The sequence below is a fragment of the Sphingomonas sp. genome (assembly GCF_019749955.1).
In the GTDB taxonomy this organism is placed as follows: domain Bacteria; phylum Pseudomonadota; class Alphaproteobacteria; order Sphingomonadales; family Sphingomonadaceae; genus Sphingomonas.
Genome location: NZ_JAIEPC010000033.1, coordinates 1 through 15,651 on the forward strand (window position 1 = coordinate 1; position 15,651 = coordinate 15,651).

A 15,651-nucleotide genomic window follows, 5' to 3' on the forward strand; every position below is an offset into this window, starting at 1 on the left:
TCGCGCGCCCGCGCGCGTGCGCGTAGGGCGTGACTTTTGGGACTTTTCGATCCGCGCGCGGCGCTTGTCGGTCGGACGGTCCGCCGATAGCATAGTGCATCCTCCGGGGGGCTCCGCACATGACGCTCGTCGAACGGCTCAAGGCGTTCCTGTTCCGCAAGCGGCGCTGGCGCTGGATCGCCGTCGGCGTCGCGCTGGTGGCGATCGGCCAAATCCTGGACGCGCAGAATATTGAGGCAAGCACGGCGGCAAAGCGCGGCGTCGCCTTGACGGCGCGGATTCACAACCGCCTGGCGACGCTACAGCCGCAGGCCATCGCCGAACTCTATCGCCGCGCCAGGCGTGATCGCCACGGCATCGGCTGGTGCGGGCCGACCGAAGCCCATGAGCCGCTGTCGCTGCGCCCCGGGCCGCATCTCAAGCGCAACCCCAATGCGCCGCCGGTCGATCTCGCCACGGTGCTGGCGGAGGCCGCGCGGCGCCATCCTGCGCCAGCCGCAGGCGGCCTTGGTGATCCGATCGGCAATGTGATGGCGCCGCTCGACCGCCAGGTCGGCTTGCCGCGCTCGCGCCTCACCCCCGATCCGCTCGCCCCGCTGACCGAGCGTGAGGGGCTGGGCGCGCGGCAGGCCGATGTCGCGCCCCCGCCAAAGCGGGCGGCGCCTGACTGGAACTGCGAGCGCGGCTGGCTTGCGATGATCGATGCCGCCGCGCTCAACCTGCGCACGACGCCCGAAATCATCTGGGTCGTGTGGAAGGAAGGCGGCTGGTCGGCGACGATCCTGCTCGCGCTGACGCTGGCCGGGATGGCGGCGCTGATCATTTCGATGTGGAAAACCAAGGACATCGGCTGCGCAGCCTTCCCGGCAACGCTGGTCGTGCTCGCGCTGGGGCCGCTCCTTGCGGGCGGGCTGTTCTGGGTGATGCTCTGGGCGTTGCTCGCGCTGACGAAGATACTGGGGCATGTGCTGGCCGGGCTTGCGCTGGTGCTGGGGTGGCTCGCCGGGCTGTCGAAAATCGTCATGATGGGCTTTGAAACATTGACCAAGAGCGACGAAGCCGAGGAGAATTATGCAGCGCTCAAGGCGAGCCTGGGGATGGAAAAGCCTCCCCCCGACTAAACGGCGGGCGGCAGCGCCCAGTCGATTGGCGCGAGCCCGCGCGCTGTGAGGAAGGCATTGGCCTGCGAAAAATGCCGACAACCGAGGAAGCCGTTATGCGCCGACAAGGGACTGGGATGCGCCGCCTTCAGCACCAGATGATGCCCCCCCGCCGCGACATCGCGCACGAACGCCGCTTTTTTCTGGGCATAGCTGCCCCACAGCAGGAACACGACGGGGGCCTCCTTGGCCGCGACCAGCGCGATGACGACGTCGGTGAAGCGCTCCCACCCCTTGTCCTTGTGCGATGCCGCGCGCCCGCTCTCGACCGTCAACACACTGTTGAGCAGCAGCACGCCTTGCCGCGCCCAGCTTTCGAGGAAACCGTGGCGCGGCGGGTCGATGTCGAGGTCAGCCTTGAGTTCCTTGTAGATATTGCCCAGGCTCGGCGGTGGCCGCACCCCCGGCGGCACCGAAAAGCAAAGCCCATGCGCTTGCCCCGGCCCATGATAAGGGTCCTGCCCCAGAATGACGACGCGCACCGCATCGAGCGGCGTCAGGTCGAGCGCGCGGAACCAGTTGCGCGCCGCCGGGAAGATCGCCTTGCCCGCGTCGCGCTCCGCGACAAGAAACGCGCGCAGTGCCGCCATATGGGCGCTACTGAACTCGCCCGACAGCGGCACGCGCCAGCTCGGGTCGAGTTTCACGGCTTGGTCGCTTGCGGTCACGCTGTCTCCTGGTCTGTCGCCAGCTTGGGCGACCACGCCCGGCGCCGTCAATGTCGGCGGGCTTTCGCTGGTGCGCCAAAACTGGCAGCAGGGGAGGGTGCTGCCCTCGCTCATGATCATCGACGATTTTCTGTCGGACCCGCACGCTGTGCGCCGCGCCGCGCTGGCGCTTGGCTATGATCCGGCGACCAAGGCGGGCAACTATCCCGGACTGCTGTCGGATCGGCCACTCGCGATCAAGGGATTCGATGAAGCGGTGTCGGCGCGGATCGGGGTGCCGGTCGCGCCGATGGCGGGGACCAGCCACGGCCATTGCCGCCTGACGCTCGCGGGCGACAAGGGTTTGAGCGGGGTGCACATCGATCCGTGTTTCTATTCGGGCATCCTCTACCTCAGCCTGCCCGAGCATGCGCGTGGCGGCACCGACTTCTTTCGCCACAAGCCGACCGGGCTCGAACGCGTTCCCGCCGACGATCTGGCGCTGGCGCGCAGCGGCTTTGTCGATGTCAACGATCTGGTCGAGCGCGTGGTCAACGCCGATACGCTCAAGCCCGCGCGCTGGGAAAAGGTGATGACGGTGCCGATGCGCTTCAACCGGCTGATCCTGTTCAGTCCCTGGCTGTTCCACAATTCGGCGCCGGGCTTTGGCAAGTCGGGCGACGACGGGCGGCTGGTGATGCTGCTGTTTTTCGCGCGACGCTGAAACCGTGGCGCGGGCGGTGTTCGGCTGATGCGTGCCTTTTCCAACCTGCTCGATTCGCTCATTTACACGCGCTCGCGGAACGCCAAGCTCAAGCTGATCGCCGATTATCTGACGGCGACGCCCGATCCCGATCGCGGCTGGGCGATCGCCGCGCTGACCGGCACGCTTGATATTCCGGCTGTGAAGCCTGGCGTCATCCGCGCGCTGATCGAATCGCGAGTCGATCCGGTACTGTTCCGGATGAGCCGCGACTATGTCGGTGACACGGCCGAGACGGTTGCCCTGCTCTGGCCCGCACCAGCGCTGCCCGACGATCCGGCGCCGCTGTCGCTCGATCAGGCAGTGGCGCGGTTGCTTGGCCTGTCGCGGTCGGACGCGCCGGCGGCGCTCGCGGCCATGCTCGACCGGCTGACAGCGGAGGAGCGGTTCGCGCTGCTCAAGATGGCGACCGGCGCCTTGCGGATCGGCGTGTCGGCGCGGCTGGCGAAGACGGCGTTCGCGCAAGCGTTCGGCGTCGATGTCGAGGTGGTGGAGGAGCTGTGGCACGGCCTGACCCCGCCCTACACCGCGCTGTTCGCCTGGGCCGAAGGGCGGGCCGAGGCACCCGATACCGCCAACCTGCCGCTGTTCCGCGCCTTCATGCTTGCTCAGCCGCTCGAGGATTTGCGCGTCGAGCTCGATGACTATGCCGCCGAGTGGAAATGGGATGGCATTCGCGTTCAGCTGGTGCGCGCGGGCGGGGCAACGCGGCTCTATTCGCGCGCGGGCGACGATATCACGGCGAGCTTTCCTGAAGTCGCCAGTGCGTTTGTCGAAGACGGGGTGCTCGACGGCGAATTGATGGTTCGCGGTGCGGCGCAGGGCATCGATTTGGGGCATGAGGGTGCAGCGAGCTTCAACGCGCTCCAGCAACGGCTCGGGCGCAAGACTGTGTCGGCGAAAATGCTCGCCGAAGCCCCAGCGTTCGTGCGGCTCTACGACATATTGTTCGACGGGGCTGAGGATCTGCGCGGCCAGCCGTGGACAGCGCGGCGTCTGCGGCTCGAAGCCTTCGCCGCGCGCTTGCCGCCCTCGCATTTCGATGTGAGCGCGCTGATCGACGCGCCCGATTTCACCGCGCTTGAGGCCATGCGCGCGGGCGCCCGTGATGCCGCCATTGAAGGGGTGATGCTCAAGCGGCGCGATTCGCTCTACGTCACCGGCCGGCGTGCCGGGCTATGGTATAAATGGAAGCGCGATCCGTTCACCGCCGATTGTGTGATGATGTACGCGCAGCGCGGTAGCGGGCGGCGCTCGTCCTTCTACTCGGACTATACCTTTGGCTGTTGGACCACGGCGGGCGATCTGTTGCCGGTCGGCAAGGCCTATTCGGGGATTACCGATGAAGAGCTCAAATTCCTCGACAAGTTCGTGCGCGACCACACCAGTGCGCGCTTCGGCCCGGTGCGCGAGGTTGAAAAGTCGCTGGTGCTCGAAATCGCGTTCGATTCGATCCATTTGTCGAAACGCCACAAATCGGGCGTCGCAATGCGCTTCCCCCGCATCGCGCGCATCCGCACGGACAAGCCCGCTACTGAGGCCGACACGATCGACGCGCTCAAGCGGCTGGTGACGTAAACGGCTTTTCGAGCACGACGAAGATCAGGTCGGCGACACGCGGTTGGCCGAAGCGTTCGTCGCCATAGGGGAAGGGGCGCGTTTCGCCCGTCAGCGCATAACCACGCCGCTGGTAAAAGGCGATCAGCTCGGTGCGCTGGCGGATCACCGTCATTTCAATGCGGGTTGCGCCAAAGCGCGCGCGTGCTTTTTCCTCAGCCGCGTCGATCAGCGCCTTGCCAAGCGCGCGACCCTGCCAGTTGGGGGCGACCGACAGCATCCCCAGATAGGCCAGACCCGCCACCGCGCGGCTGATCTCGACGCAGCCGACCAGTGCATCGCCGTCGCGCGCGAGCAGGATGATGTGATCAGGGTCAGCTATCGCCTGCGCCAGCGCGGCTTGATCGGTGCGCTGGCCGTCGAGCAGATCGGCTTCGTGCGTCCAGCCCCCGCGCGCCGAATCGCCGCGATAGGCCGATTCGACCAGCGCATGCAGCGCCGGGACGTCCCTGGGAGTCGCCACGGAAAAGTCGATCGGCAAGGTCATCGGCGCAAATCACTGTCCTGGGCGTGCCACCAACGACAACGGCCCGGCCAGCAAGCTGACCGGACCGGTAATCGTCCCAACCACCCGAGCGGGCGTTTGGTTATTGGATGCCCGAAAGGTTCACCGCAGCATATTTGCCACGGCGATCGACTTCGAGTTCGAACTCGAGCCGGTCACCTTCGTTGAGCGTCGGCATACCGGCGCGTTCGACCGCGCTGATGTGCACAAACGCATCGGGCTGGCCGTCATCGCGCTGGATAAAGCCGAAGCCCTTCATCGCGTTGAAGAACTTGACCGTGCCCGTCGCCTTTTCGCCGGTCAGCTGGCGCTGCGGTCCGGCACCACCCGACGGGGCTGCGTCGCGCGGCGCGCGTTCCTGCACCGCGATCGGCTCGCCGTCGATCTTGAGGTCGGTCGCCGAAATGCGGCCGCCGCGGTCAACGAGCGTGAAGCCCAAAGGCTGGCCTTCCGCAAGGCTGGTCAGGCCAGCCTGTTCGACCGCGCTGATGTGCACAAACACATCCTCGCCGCCGTCATCGCGTACGACAAAGCCGAAGCCCTTTTGCGCGTTGAAGAATTTGACGATGCCCGTGCCTTCGCCGACGACCTGGGGCGGCATGCCACGGCCTGCGCCGCCACCACCACCACCGCCGCGGAAGCCACCGCCACCGCCGCCGCCGCCGAATCGGTCACCACCGCCACCGAAGCGATCACCGCCGCCGCCGAATCGGTCGCCACCACCGCCAAAGCGGTCACCACCGCCAAAACGATCACCGCCACCGAAGCCGCTGTCGAAGCCGCCATCGCCAAAACCGTCGCGTTTATCCCTACCGCGCCCGCCGCGATCACCGCGGCGCCCTTTATCGAAACTCATGCCCTGTTCGTCTTCCCGGTCCGCCCGTAACACATGCAAGAACCCTGGCTTCGGACGACAAACGCAGGTCTTCGGACGCTCTTTCGCTTTGCGCCACGACACTTCATATCGCAAAAGCGCCGTTGCTGCGAATAAATTCGTCGCCTTGACCTTAGCGGATCATGCGCGGCCTGCGCGAGGGCTGAATCACCGTGTTTTGAGGTTTTTCGCACTTCGTTCAGCGACGTGGCACGCCGCGCTTGGCGCAAGCGCCTCCCGGTGCCAATCGCCCCTCCTGACCGACGACGGCAAGATGCCGCGACTCGGAGGAAAAGCCGCACGAGCCATTGAGCCGAACGCCGCAAGCCGCTACGCGCCGCACATGACCGTTTATTTCCACGAAGAAGATCTGCCCGGCGACGTTTTTGCACCGGGCGCCGCGATTGCTGTCGACACCGAGACGATGGGGCTGATCACGCCGCGCGATCGGTTGTGCGTCGTGCAGCTATCGGATGGCAGCGGCGACGAGCATCTCGTCCGCTTCGGGCCCGGCAGCGATTACGCTGCGCCGCACCTGCGCGCGGTGCTCGGTGATCGCACGCGGCTGAAGCTCTATCACTTCGCGCGCTTCGATCTGGCCGCGATCAGCCATTATCTCCACGTTACCGCAGCGCCGGTTTATTGTACCAAAATTGCCTCAAGGCTGATCCGCACCTACACTGATCGCCACGGGCTGAAGGAGCTGGTGCGCGAATTGCTCGGCCAGGAATTGTCGAAGGTCCAGCAATCGTCGGACTGGGGTGGCCCCGATCTGTCCGATGCGCAGAAGGATTATGCCGCCTCCGACGTGCGCTATCTGCATGCGCTGAAGGCGGAACTCGACCGGCGGCTGATCCGCGAAGGGCGAATGGCGCTGGCGCAGGCGTGCTTCGATTTCCTGCCGGCGCGGGCCGGGCTCGATCTGGCGGGCTGGCCCGAGGTCGATATCTTCGCCCATGTCTGACGTCGCTGTCCGCGTCCGCTCGGAACGGCGGCGCTGGGCAGCGCCGGGCAGCAGCCATGACCGCGTCGTCGCGGTGTCGCGCTTCTCGCTGCCGGTGCTGATCGGCGTGTTGGGCGCGTTCATGGTGTTCATGCCGCTGCAAGGCGGCGGCGACGTCAGTTTTCTGCTCGACAAGAAGAAGGTTGAAGTCGCGACCGAGCGGCTGCGCATCCAATCGGCGATGTACCGCGGGTCGGATCAGCGCGGGCGCCCCTTTTCGATCAGTGCCGATTCGGCGGTGCAGAAGAGCTCGGACGAACCGATCGTTCAATTGAGCGGCCTGGCCGCGCAAATCGGCATGGCGGAAGGGCCGGCGACGCTCTCGGCCGATCAGGGTCGCTATGACCTGCGGCGCGAGCAGGTCGAGATCGACAGCAATGTGCAGTTCAAGGCAGCCGACGGCTATAAGCTGACCGCCAGCAGCGCGGTGATCGATCTGAAGTCGCGCGAATTGCGGAGCGATTCGCCGGTGAAAGGCACGCTGCCGCAAGGGGCGTTCAGCGCCGACCGGATGACTGCCGATCTCGACGCCCGCGTCGTGCGGCTCGATGGCAACACGCACTTGCGCATCACGCCGCGAAGAACGAGATAGCTGCCATGCGCTTGTTGCCGACTCTTCCGCTCCTGATATTTGTCGGCCTCGCCAGCGTTGGCAGCGCGCAATCGCGCCACGATTCGTCGGCGCCGATCGATTTTTCGGCGGCGCATCAGGAATTTGATGACCGCGCCAAGCGGGTTGTGTTGTCGGGCGATGTCGTCGTCCGCCAAAGCGAGATGACCTTGTCCGCCGCGCGCATGTCGATTGCCTATAGCGGTGATATTTTCGGCGGCGGGTCGCCGCAGGCATCGCGCGTCGATGCGTCGGGCGGCGTCACGCTGACCCGCCCCGAACAGACCGCGCGCAGCCAATATGCGATTTATGATCTCAATCGCCGGGTGGTGACGATGATCGGCAATGTCTCGCTGCGGCAAAGCAACGGCAATGTCATCAATGGCGGGCGACTGACCTTCAATCTCGATACCAACCGCGCGACGATTGACGGCTCGTCGGTGGGGGGCGGTGCGCCCGGCACGACCGAAACGGCGCCCGGCGGCCGCGTGACCGGACGGTTCTCGGTCCCCAAGCGCGACGACAAGTAGCGCCGGCGCGGGCAATCGAGTCGACCGACGCTTCCCAGCATCCGATTGTTCGGGCAATAGAGCCATGCAGGAATCTTGCCAGCCGCCGCGCGGGTCGGAATCGATTAACCATTTAACGCCACAGATGGACCGATAATGGACGATGTGACCAGCCTTGCCGCCCCAATCGCTGAAGCGCAGGCCGCATCGTCCGGGCTTGCAGTGGTCTCGATCGCCAAGGCCTATGACAAGCGCCCGGTGCTGACCGATGTGTCGGTGTCGGTCGGCCACGGCGAAGTCGTCGGGCTGCTCGGCCCCAATGGCGCGGGCAAGACGACGTGCTTTTATTCGGTGATGGGGCTGGTGAAGCCCGATTCGGGCCGCATCATGCTCGATGGCGTCGATATCACCGGCTTGCCGATGTATCGCCGCGCGATCCTGGGGCTCGGCTATCTGCCGCAGGAAACCTCGATCTTCCGCGGGCTATCCGTTGAGAAAAACATCCTGAGCGTGCTCGAACTGGTCGAACCTGACCCGGCAGCGCGATCGGCGCGGCTCGACGAGCTGCTCGATGATTTCGGCCTCACCCGGCTGCGTGATGCGCCTGCGATGGCGCTGTCGGGGGGCGAGCGCCGCCGTGCCGAGATCGCGCGCGCGCTGGCCGCCGATCCCTCGATCATGCTGCTCGATGAACCGTTCGCGGGCATCGACCCGATTTCGATCGCGGATATCCGCGATCTGGTGATTGCGCTCAAGAATCGCGGTATCGGCGTGCTGATCACGGATCACAATGTCCGCGAGACGCTCGAAATCGTCGATCGCGCCTATATCATCTATGACGGTCGCGTGCTGTTCGCCGGGTCGCCCGACGAGCTCGTCGCCGATGCCAATGTCCGCCGCCTGTATCTGGGCGAGGGCTTTTCGCTTTAGTGCCATGAGCCTCGCCCCCCGGCTGGACCTGCGTCAATCGCAATCGCTGGTGATGACGCCCCAGCTGCAGCAGGCCATTCGCCTGCTCGCGCTGTCGAATCTCGAGATTGAGACGTTCATCGCCGAGGAGATTGAGCGCAACCCGCTGCTCGATTCAGCGCCCGAGGACGACGGCACGCCCGAACTTCCCGCGCCGCCCGCCGAACGCAGCGAGCCCGCGAGTGCCGACGAGCTACTGTCGGGCGTTGGCGATACCGGCGAGGCTGCACTCGACGTCGATTTCGCCGCCGAAACCTTCCATCACGATAGTGCCGCTGACGGCGCAGGCATGGACGGCGCGCTCGGCCTGAACGGTGCGAGCGGCGCGGCAAGCCTCGACGCGCCCGATTTCGACTCAGTCGCCGATACGGGCATCAGCCTTGCCGATCATCTGCTCGCGCAGGCGGGGCCGGTGGTGAGCGGCGCCGATGCCTTCATTGCCGCGCATCTGATCGATCAGATCGACGAGTGCGGCTATCTGACCGTGCCGTTGCTCGATATCGCCAACCGGCTCGGGGTGCCGCTCGCGCGGGTCGAAGCGGTGCTGGCGTTGATCCAGACCTTCGATCCGACCGGCGTCGGCGCGCGCAACCTTGCGGAATGTCTCGCGCTTCAGGCGAAGGAAGCCGATCGCTATGATCCGGCGATGGCGCGGTTGATCGACAATCTCGATTTGCTCGCGCGCGGCGAATTGACGCGGCTCAAGCGGCTGTGCGGCGTCGACGACGAAGACATGGCCGACATGATCCGCGAGCTGCGCAACTATGATCCCAAGCCCGGCTGCCGTTATGGCGGCGAGCCATCGCAACCGGTGATTCCGGACATTTTCATCGCGCGCCGCAAGGGTGGCTGGGCGATCGAAATGAACGCGGCAACGCTGCCGCGCCTGCTCGTCAACCGCAGCTATTACAGCGAGTTGAGCACCGGCCCGCAGGACAAGACATCGAAGGCGTGGCTCGGCGAAATGCTCGCAAGCGCCAATTGGCTGGTGAAAGCGCTCGACCAGCGCCAGCGCACGATCGTCAAGGTCGCCACCGAAATCGTCAAGCAGCAGGAAGCCTTTTTCCTGAACGGCGTCGCGCATCTGCGCCCGCTGACATTGCGCCAGGTAGCCGACGCGATCGAAATGCACGAATCGACCGTCAGCCGCGTGACGAGCAACAAATATCTCAGCTGCGAGCGCGGGCTGTACGAGCTCAAATATTTTTTCACCTCGGCCATCCAGTCAGCGGACGGCGGCGATGCGGTGTCGGCCGAGGCGGTGAAGGCGGCGATCAAGACGCTGATCGCGGGCGAGGGCAATGCGATCCTGTCGGACGACACATTGGTCGATCTGTTGAAAACCAAAGGCTTCGACATCGCGCGGCGCACCGTCGCCAAATACCGCGAGGCGCTGGGAATCGGCAGCAGCGTGCAACGGCGGCGGGCCAAGGCGCTCGGCGGCGGCTAGTCGCACATCGTGGCGCGCTTGGTGCGCTCAAATCCCAGTTTTGCGCTTTTTTAACCTTAAGCCGGATAATCAATTCGGATGAACGCAAACTTCTCCTTCGATGTCGACCCGGCCCGCGATCTGGTGATCATCACCTTGGGTGGCTTCTTCTCGCGCGCCGATGTTGACGCTTTTCTTGCCGCCCGTGTGGCCGCGCATGCGCGACTGCGCTGTGGTCCCAACCAGCATGTAACGCTCGCCGATGTGCGCGCGATGCAGATTCAGGCGCAGGATATCGTGACCGCCTGGGGCGATGTGCTGTCCGGCGCCGCCTATCGCTCGCGCAAGCTGGCGTTCGTCCAGGCATCGTCGCTCGCCCGGATGCAGCTGCAGCGCGCGGCGGCCATGCGCGACGTGCGCTACTTCACCGCCGTCGCCGATGCCGAAGCCTGGCTGTTCGAAGATGAGCAGGCGGTATCGTACCCGAACCGGGCCTTCGGCTAAGCTGGCTAGCCCATCTGCGGGCGCTATTTGCGGGTCTTGGTCCCGAAGGTGACCCCGGCTTCGATCTGCACCTTCGCCCACTCGCGCACATCGACTCCGGCCAGCAACCCAACCATGCTGTTGATGACGGCAGGGTCCTTGATCAACCCTTCCATCGAATATTCTCCGAGCGCGCCGAATGCCTTTTCGAGTGCGCCGTCACCATCCTGCTTGATCGTCTGGACCGCTTCAGCGCGGCAATCCACCGTAACCAAACGATTGAAGATTTGGCCCGCCTGCTTCGAAAGCTCGTCGCGTTGCGCTGTAGTAATGGTCGACATGTCCTTGACCTGCGGGCTTGCCGTCATCACCCCGAAAATCCACCGTACCAACGTCAATTGATCGGCGCGCGATACTTTGGCGATCAAACATTCGGAAAGGGGACCTCGGCCCTGTGCGTGCGCGTGGCCGGGGTTCGCCGCAACCAGCGAGAACGCCGTCAGAATCCAAGTCATGCGCTTTGTCATCAGTGCCCCCGCGACCGGTGAAGTTAAGCTCTCACGCTAACCAACAGGCAGCACCGTGCAAGTCTGAACTCCGACGATATGTCGGTTTTTGCTTCTCAATCGTCCTCATCTTCGAATCCGGCGACGTGCAGCGATTTCGCTTTGATCTGGCGCGTCATGCACCAGTGCACCAGCGCTTCTTCGCGGCCGTGCGTGACCCAGACTTCCTTGGGCGCAATTTCGGTAAGCGTGTCGGTCAGCTCATCCCAATCGGCGTGATCGGACAGGATCAGCGGCAGTTCGACGCCGCGTTGCACCGCGCGCTGGCGCACGCGCATCCAGCCGCTTGCCATCGCGGTGATCGGGTCGGGCAGGCGGCGCGACCAGCGATCCTGTAGCGCCGAGGGCGGCGCGACGACGATATGCCCGGCCATCGCCGCTTTCGCGGCCTCAGTCGCGGGACGTAAGTCGCCAAGGTCGACGCCGTGCGCGACATAAAGGTTACACAGCCGCTGCATCGCGCCGTGGATGTAGATCGGCGCTGCATGACCCCGGTCGCGCAGCTCACGGATCACCCGCTGCGCCTTGCCGAGCGCATAGGCACCGACCAGCACGCAACGGTCCGGGTTGGCGTGCAGGGCCGCCAGCAGCTTGTCGATCTCGTCGCCGGTATCGGGATGGCGGAACACCGGCAGGCCAAAGGTGGCCTCGGTAATGAAGACATCGCATTTGACCGGCTCGAACGGTGCGCAGGTCGGGTCGGGTCGGCGTTTATAATCGCCCGAGACCACAATCGTCTCGCCGCGATGCTCGAGCACGATCTGCGCCGAACCGAGCACATGCCCGGCAGGCACGAAGCGCACCGACACATCGCCCATGGCCAGCCGCTCGCCATAGCCGACAGCGGTCCCCGCCTGCGGCCCATAGCGCACGCCCATGATGGCGAGCGTTTCCGCCGTCGCCCACACCGCGCCATGCCCGCCGCGCGCGTGATCGGCATGGCCGTGGGTGACGAGCGCGCGCGGCTGCGGCGTTGATGGGTCGATCCACGCATCGGCGGCGGGCACATAGATGCCGTGCGGATGCGGTTCGATCCAGTCGCCGAGCTTGGTCATCCATCCTATATGCCGGCGATGCCCGACGGTTCCCAGCCCGACTTGCCGCCAGCGCTACCCTTGGTGCTCAGCGACTGGTTCGCCGCCAAGGGCTGGGCGCCACGTCGGCATCAGGTCGACATGCTTGCCGCCGCGCGCGCCGGCGCCCACGCGCTGCTGGTCGCGCCGACGGGGGCGGGCAAGACGCTTGCGGGATTTCTGCCGACCCTGACTGACCTGATCGAACACCCGGCGGAAGGTCTGCACACGCTCTACGTTTCGCCGCTAAAGGCGCTCGCGGTCGATGTGCAGCGCAATTTGATTACCCCGATCGCGGACATGAACCTCGACATTCGCGTCGAGACGCGGACCGGGGACACGCCATCCGACCGCAAAGTGCGGCAGCGGATCAGGCCGCCGCAGATATTGCTGACAACGCCCGAATCGCTGTCGCTGCTGCTCAGCTATCCTGACAGCTTCCTGATGTTCGCAGGGCTGAAAACGATCGTGATCGACGAAGTTCATGCCTTTGCGACCCAGAAGCGCGGTGATTTGCTGAGCCTGTGCATGGCGCGGTTGCAGGCGATTGCGCCCCACATGCGCCGGGTGGCGCTGTCGGCGACAGTGGCCGATCCCGATGGCTATCGCGCCTGGCTCGCGCCCGATGGCGATATCGATCTGGTCACCACTGTGCAGGGCGAGGCGGGGGCAGACCCCGACATATCGATCCTGCTCCCCCAAGGGCGCGTACCCTGGTCGGGACATTCGGGGCGCTATGCCGCTGAACAGGTGATCGCCGAGATCGAGACGCACAAGACCACGCTCGTCTTCTGCAATACGCGCGCGCTGGCCGAGCTGATTTTTCAGGATCTGTGGAAGGCGAACGACCTGCAGCTGCCGATCGGCATCCACCACGGATCGCTCGCGCTGGAGGCGCGGCGCAAGGTCGAAGGCGCAATGGCCGATGGCAAGCTGCGCGGCCTTGTCTGCACCGCCAGCCTCGACATGGGGATTGACTGGGGCGATGTCGATTGCGTGATCCAGATGGGCGCGCCCAAGGGCGCGTCGCGGCTGTTGCAACGTATTGGCCGCGCCAACCACCGGCTCGACGAACCAAGCGAGGCGATCGTCGTGCCGGGCAATCGCTTCGAATATCTCGAAGCACGCGCCGCGCTCGACGCGGTGGCGGACCGCGAGCTCGATGCCGATGATTTCCGCCCCGGCGGGCTCGATGTGCTGGCGCAGCACATCATGGCGTGTGCCTGCGCCGCGCCGTTCCGCGAGGATGCGCTGCTGGCGGAGGTACAGTCGGCGCTGCCCTATTCCGCGCTGACGGCGGAGCAGTTTACGCATGTGCTCGGGTTCATCAGCGACGGTGGCTATGCGCTCAAAGCCTATGACAAATTCAAGCGGCTGGTGCGCGATGCCGACGGCAGCTGGCGCGTCAGTCACCCGAAATTTGTGGCGCAGCACCGGCTCAACGCCGGGATCATCGTCGAGGCGACGATGCTCAAGGTGCGCTTTCGCAACGGGCGACAATTGGGGCGCGTCGAAGAGGGGTTCGCCGCGACGCTGTCGGTCGGCGATACCTTTTTCTTTTCGGGCATGAGCCTCGAGGTTGAAAAGATCGATACCGAGGATCTGGTGGTGCGCGCGACGGCGCGGCCTGCGCGCATCCCGAGCTACGGCGGGGCGCGGATGCCGCTGACCACCAATTTGGCGAACCGGGTGCGGGGTTTCCTGGCGGATGCAAGCGGCTGGGATCGGTTTCCGCCCGATGTGCGCGAATGGCTCGACATCCAGTCGAAGCGGTCGATCATGCCCCAGCCGGGGCAATTGCTGGTCGAGACCTTCCCGCATGAAGGGCGGCACTACTTGGTCGCCTATTGCTTTGAGGGTTGGAACGCGCACCAGTCGCTTGGCATGCTGCTGACGCGGCGGATGGAGACATTGGGGCTGAAGCCGCTGGGCTTTGTGGCGAACGACTATGCGCTCGCCTGTTATTCGCTCGATCCCGTCACCGACCCGGCCGCACTGTTTTCGGCGGACATTTTGGAGGATGAGTTCGTCGACTGGGTGCAGGGTTCGCATCTGCTCAAGCGCGCGTTTCGCGAAGTCGCGGTCATCGGCGGGCTGGTCGAGCGCCAGCATCCGGGCAAGCGTAAGACCGGCAGGCAAGTGACCTTCTCGACCGATCTGATCTACGACGTACTGCGCCGCTATGAGCCCGATCATCTGCTGCTCAAGGCCGCCTGGGCCGATGCCCGCGCGAAAATGACCGACGTCGGGCGCCTCGCCGATCTGCTCGACCGGGCGGCGGGAACGATGCTGCATGTGACGCTTGACCGGGTGTCGCCGCTCGCGGTGCCGGTGCTGGTGATGATCGGGCGCGAAAGTGTGCCGCAGGGACTCGCCGATGATGCGATCCTGATCGAAGCCGAAGCGCTTGCCATCGAGGCGATGCGGCTCGACTGAGCGCTTGGAGAAACGATCGGGCGGGCGTATCGTGCTGGCATGCGTGGCTTTATCGCCCTGTTGCCGTTGTTGCTCGCTTCTGCCGCCCCGCTGGCTGGTCAGGATCCCGAACCGCCGACCGATGCCCAGATTCTGGGGATCGGCACCGATATTCCCGGCCGGATGACGGTACCGGTGACGATCGAGGGCAATGGCCCCTATCCCTTCACGATCGACACCGGCGCCGAACGCACGGTGATTTCGCGCGAACTGGCGGCGCGGCTGAACCTGAGCGCGGGGCGCGGCGTTCGGATGACGGCGATGACGGGGACCAGCACCGTTGGCACGGTTGTCGTCCCCGCCCTGTCCGTGTCGACGGCCGGCAAGGCACGGATTGAGGCGCCGCTGCTGGCGGGTGTCGATCTGGGCGCGCCCGGCCTGCTCGGGCTCGATTCGCTACAGGGGCATGCGGTCTCGATCGATTTCGACCAGCAGCGCATGGCGGTCACCAAATCGCGGCGCGGCGGGCTGGTCGGCAGCGATCCGGCTGATATCGTCGTTCAGGCCAAGAGCTTGCACGGCCAGTTGGTCGTCACCGATGCCTTTTATCGCGGCGTCCGGGTGCGGGTGGTGCTCGATACCGGATCGGTGGTGAGCATGGGCAATCTGGCACTGCGCGCGAAAGTGGCGCGGCGGCAATCGGCCTTTCAGCCGATCACCCTGTCGAGCGTGACCGGCGACACGATGACCGCCGATTATGCGCAGATCGGCGAAGTCAGCATGGGCGCGGTGATCTTCCAGAACCTGCCGGTTGCCTTCGCGGATGCCGCACCCTTCCGGCAATTGGGGCTGAACGACAAACCGGCGATTCTGCTCGGCATGGACGCGCTCAAGCAGTTCCGCCGCGTCGACATTGATTTCGCCAGTCGTCAGGTCCGCCTCGCATTGCCCCGCACCCCCCGCTGACGGCTTGCCAAGCGACGCACGACCGAGTCTAATCGGTGGCAAAGCGAACAAGGGAGTCGGGG

The 15,651-nt window shown here is 65.3% G+C and carries 16 protein-coding genes; 11 read left to right on the forward strand and 5 right to left on the reverse strand.

Going from position 1 to position 15,651, the window contains the following annotated elements; genetic code table 11:
• Positions 1 to 119 precede the first annotated feature (119 nt).
• Positions 120 to 1,121, forward strand: a complete 1,002-nt coding sequence (locus K2W81_RS08970; RefSeq protein ID WP_294103504.1) for a hypothetical protein — start codon at positions 120 to 122, stop codon at positions 1,119 to 1,121.
• Here K2W81_RS08970 and ung read toward each other — a convergent pair.
• Positions 1,118 to 1,828, reverse strand: coding sequence for a uracil-DNA glycosylase (gene ung, locus K2W81_RS08975; protein WP_294103506.1), 711 nt, complete (start codon positions 1,826 to 1,828; stop codon positions 1,118 to 1,120). The two genes, K2W81_RS08970 and ung, sit on opposite strands and share 4 nt — an antisense overlap.
• 97 nt (positions 1,829 to 1,925) lie before the next feature.
• On the opposite strand from ung, the gene K2W81_RS08980 reads away from it, so the two are divergent.
• Together K2W81_RS08980 and K2W81_RS08985 are read left to right on the forward strand one after the other, a co-directional pair.
• Complete coding sequence (locus K2W81_RS08980; protein ID WP_294103508.1) at positions 1,926 to 2,531, forward strand: DUF6445 family protein; 606 nt, start codon at positions 1,926 to 1,928, stop codon at positions 2,529 to 2,531.
• Positions 2,532 to 2,558: 27 nt separating this feature from the next.
• On the forward strand, positions 2,559 to 4,148 hold the full coding sequence (locus K2W81_RS08985) for a cisplatin damage response ATP-dependent DNA ligase (RefSeq protein ID WP_294103510.1): 1,590 nt from the start codon (positions 2,559 to 2,561) through the stop codon (positions 4,146 to 4,148).
• On the opposite strand, the gene K2W81_RS08990 is transcribed toward K2W81_RS08985, so the two are convergent.
• Positions 4,129 to 4,650, reverse strand: coding sequence for a GNAT family N-acetyltransferase (locus K2W81_RS08990; RefSeq protein WP_294103512.1), 522 nt, complete (start codon positions 4,648 to 4,650; stop codon positions 4,129 to 4,131). The genes K2W81_RS08985 and K2W81_RS08990 overlap by 20 nt on opposite strands.
• A 124-nt stretch (positions 4,651 to 4,774) precedes the next feature.
• Positions 4,775 to 5,548, reverse strand: coding sequence for a cold-shock protein (locus tag K2W81_RS08995; protein WP_294103513.1), 774 nt, complete (start codon positions 5,546 to 5,548; stop codon positions 4,775 to 4,777).
• Between the two features lie 361 nt (positions 5,549 to 5,909).
• Here K2W81_RS08995 and K2W81_RS09000 point away from each other — a divergent pair, with 361 nt between their 5' ends.
• The 6 genes from K2W81_RS09000 to K2W81_RS09025 all read left to right on the forward strand — a co-directional run bounded on the left by K2W81_RS09000 (position 5,910) and on the right by K2W81_RS09025 (position 10,590).
• Positions 5,910 to 6,530 (forward strand): ribonuclease D, encoded by a 621-nt coding sequence (locus K2W81_RS09000; RefSeq protein WP_294103515.1) that lies wholly within the window; start codon positions 5,910 to 5,912, stop codon positions 6,528 to 6,530.
• Positions 6,523 to 7,161: an LPS export ABC transporter periplasmic protein LptC gene (lptC, locus tag K2W81_RS09005; protein ID WP_294103517.1), complete on the forward strand. Its 639-nt coding sequence runs from the start codon at positions 6,523 to 6,525 to the stop codon at positions 7,159 to 7,161. The genes K2W81_RS09000 and lptC overlap by 8 nt, the downstream gene beginning before the upstream one ends.
• A gap of 5 nt (positions 7,162 to 7,166) precedes the next feature.
• Positions 7,167 to 7,709, forward strand: a complete 543-nt coding sequence (locus K2W81_RS09010; RefSeq protein WP_294103519.1) for an LptA/OstA family protein — start codon at positions 7,167 to 7,169, stop codon at positions 7,707 to 7,709.
• 135 nt (positions 7,710 to 7,844) lie between these two features.
• Positions 7,845 to 8,618: an LPS export ABC transporter ATP-binding protein gene (gene lptB, locus K2W81_RS09015; protein ID WP_294103521.1), complete on the forward strand. Its 774-nt coding sequence runs from the start codon at positions 7,845 to 7,847 to the stop codon at positions 8,616 to 8,618.
• Positions 8,619 to 8,622: 4 nt separating this feature from the next.
• Positions 8,623 to 10,107 (forward strand): RNA polymerase factor sigma-54, encoded by a 1,485-nt coding sequence (rpoN, locus tag K2W81_RS09020; protein ID WP_294103523.1) that lies wholly within the window; start codon positions 8,623 to 8,625, stop codon positions 10,105 to 10,107.
• A gap of 78 nt (positions 10,108 to 10,185) precedes the next feature.
• Positions 10,186 to 10,590, forward strand: coding sequence for a hypothetical protein (locus K2W81_RS09025; RefSeq protein ID WP_294103525.1), 405 nt, complete (start codon positions 10,186 to 10,188; stop codon positions 10,588 to 10,590).
• A gap of 23 nt (positions 10,591 to 10,613) precedes the next feature.
• On the opposite strand, the gene K2W81_RS09030 is transcribed toward K2W81_RS09025, so the two are convergent.
• Positions 10,614 to 11,096, reverse strand: a complete 483-nt coding sequence (locus K2W81_RS09030) for a hypothetical protein (protein ID WP_294103527.1) — start codon at positions 11,094 to 11,096, stop codon at positions 10,614 to 10,616.
• Between the two features lie 95 nt (positions 11,097 to 11,191).
• A complete protein-coding gene (locus tag K2W81_RS09035; RefSeq protein ID WP_294103529.1) occupies positions 11,192 to 12,190 on the reverse strand; it encodes a ligase-associated DNA damage response exonuclease in 999 nt (332 codons plus the stop codon).
• Positions 12,191 to 12,208: 18 nt separating this feature from the next.
• Here K2W81_RS09035 and K2W81_RS09040 point away from each other — a divergent pair, with 18 nt between their 5' ends.
• Both K2W81_RS09040 and K2W81_RS09045 read left to right on the forward strand, forming a co-directional pair.
• Complete coding sequence (locus tag K2W81_RS09040; protein WP_294103531.1) at positions 12,209 to 14,644, forward strand: ligase-associated DNA damage response DEXH box helicase; 2,436 nt, start codon at positions 12,209 to 12,211, stop codon at positions 14,642 to 14,644.
• A gap of 39 nt (positions 14,645 to 14,683) precedes the next feature.
• Positions 14,684 to 15,589, forward strand: coding sequence for an aspartyl protease family protein (locus tag K2W81_RS09045; RefSeq protein WP_294103533.1), 906 nt, complete (start codon positions 14,684 to 14,686; stop codon positions 15,587 to 15,589).
• Positions 15,590 to 15,651 lie beyond the last annotated feature (62 nt).

What these genes read in the sequence shown, in the direction of transcription:
- K2W81_RS09045 (WP_294103533.1), top strand. Translation starts at nt 14,684, where the DNA reads ATGCGTGGCTTTATCGCCCTGTTGCCGTTGTTGCTCGCTTCTGCCGCC.
- K2W81_RS08970 (WP_294103504.1), top strand. Translation starts at nt 120, where the DNA reads ATGACGCTCGTCGAACGGCTCAAGGCGTTCCTGTTCCGCAAGCGGCGC.
- K2W81_RS09000 (WP_294103515.1), top strand. Translation starts at nt 5,910, where the DNA reads ATGACCGTTTATTTCCACGAAGAAGATCTGCCCGGCGACGTTTTTGCA.
- rpoN (WP_294103523.1), top strand. Translation starts at nt 8,623, where the DNA reads ATGAGCCTCGCCCCCCGGCTGGACCTGCGTCAATCGCAATCGCTGGTG.
- lptB (WP_294103521.1), top strand. Translation starts at nt 7,845, where the DNA reads ATGGACGATGTGACCAGCCTTGCCGCCCCAATCGCTGAAGCGCAGGCC.
- K2W81_RS09025 (WP_294103525.1), top strand. Translation starts at nt 10,186, where the DNA reads ATGAACGCAAACTTCTCCTTCGATGTCGACCCGGCCCGCGATCTGGTG.
- K2W81_RS08995 (WP_294103513.1), bottom strand. Translation starts at nt 5,548, where the DNA reads ATGAGTTTCGATAAAGGGCGCCGCGGTGATCGCGGCGGGCGCGGTAGG.
- K2W81_RS09030 (WP_294103527.1), bottom strand. Translation starts at nt 11,096, where the DNA reads ATGACAAAGCGCATGACTTGGATTCTGACGGCGTTCTCGCTGGTTGCG.
- K2W81_RS09040 (WP_294103531.1), top strand. Translation starts at nt 12,209, where the DNA reads ATGCCCGACGGTTCCCAGCCCGACTTGCCGCCAGCGCTACCCTTGGTG.
- K2W81_RS08985 (WP_294103510.1), top strand. Translation starts at nt 2,559, where the DNA reads ATGCGTGCCTTTTCCAACCTGCTCGATTCGCTCATTTACACGCGCTCG.
- lptC (WP_294103517.1), top strand. Translation starts at nt 6,523, where the DNA reads ATGTCTGACGTCGCTGTCCGCGTCCGCTCGGAACGGCGGCGCTGGGCA.
- K2W81_RS09010 (WP_294103519.1), top strand. Translation starts at nt 7,167, where the DNA reads ATGCGCTTGTTGCCGACTCTTCCGCTCCTGATATTTGTCGGCCTCGCC.
- K2W81_RS09035 (WP_294103529.1), bottom strand. Translation starts at nt 12,190, where the DNA reads ATGACCAAGCTCGGCGACTGGATCGAACCGCATCCGCACGGCATCTAT.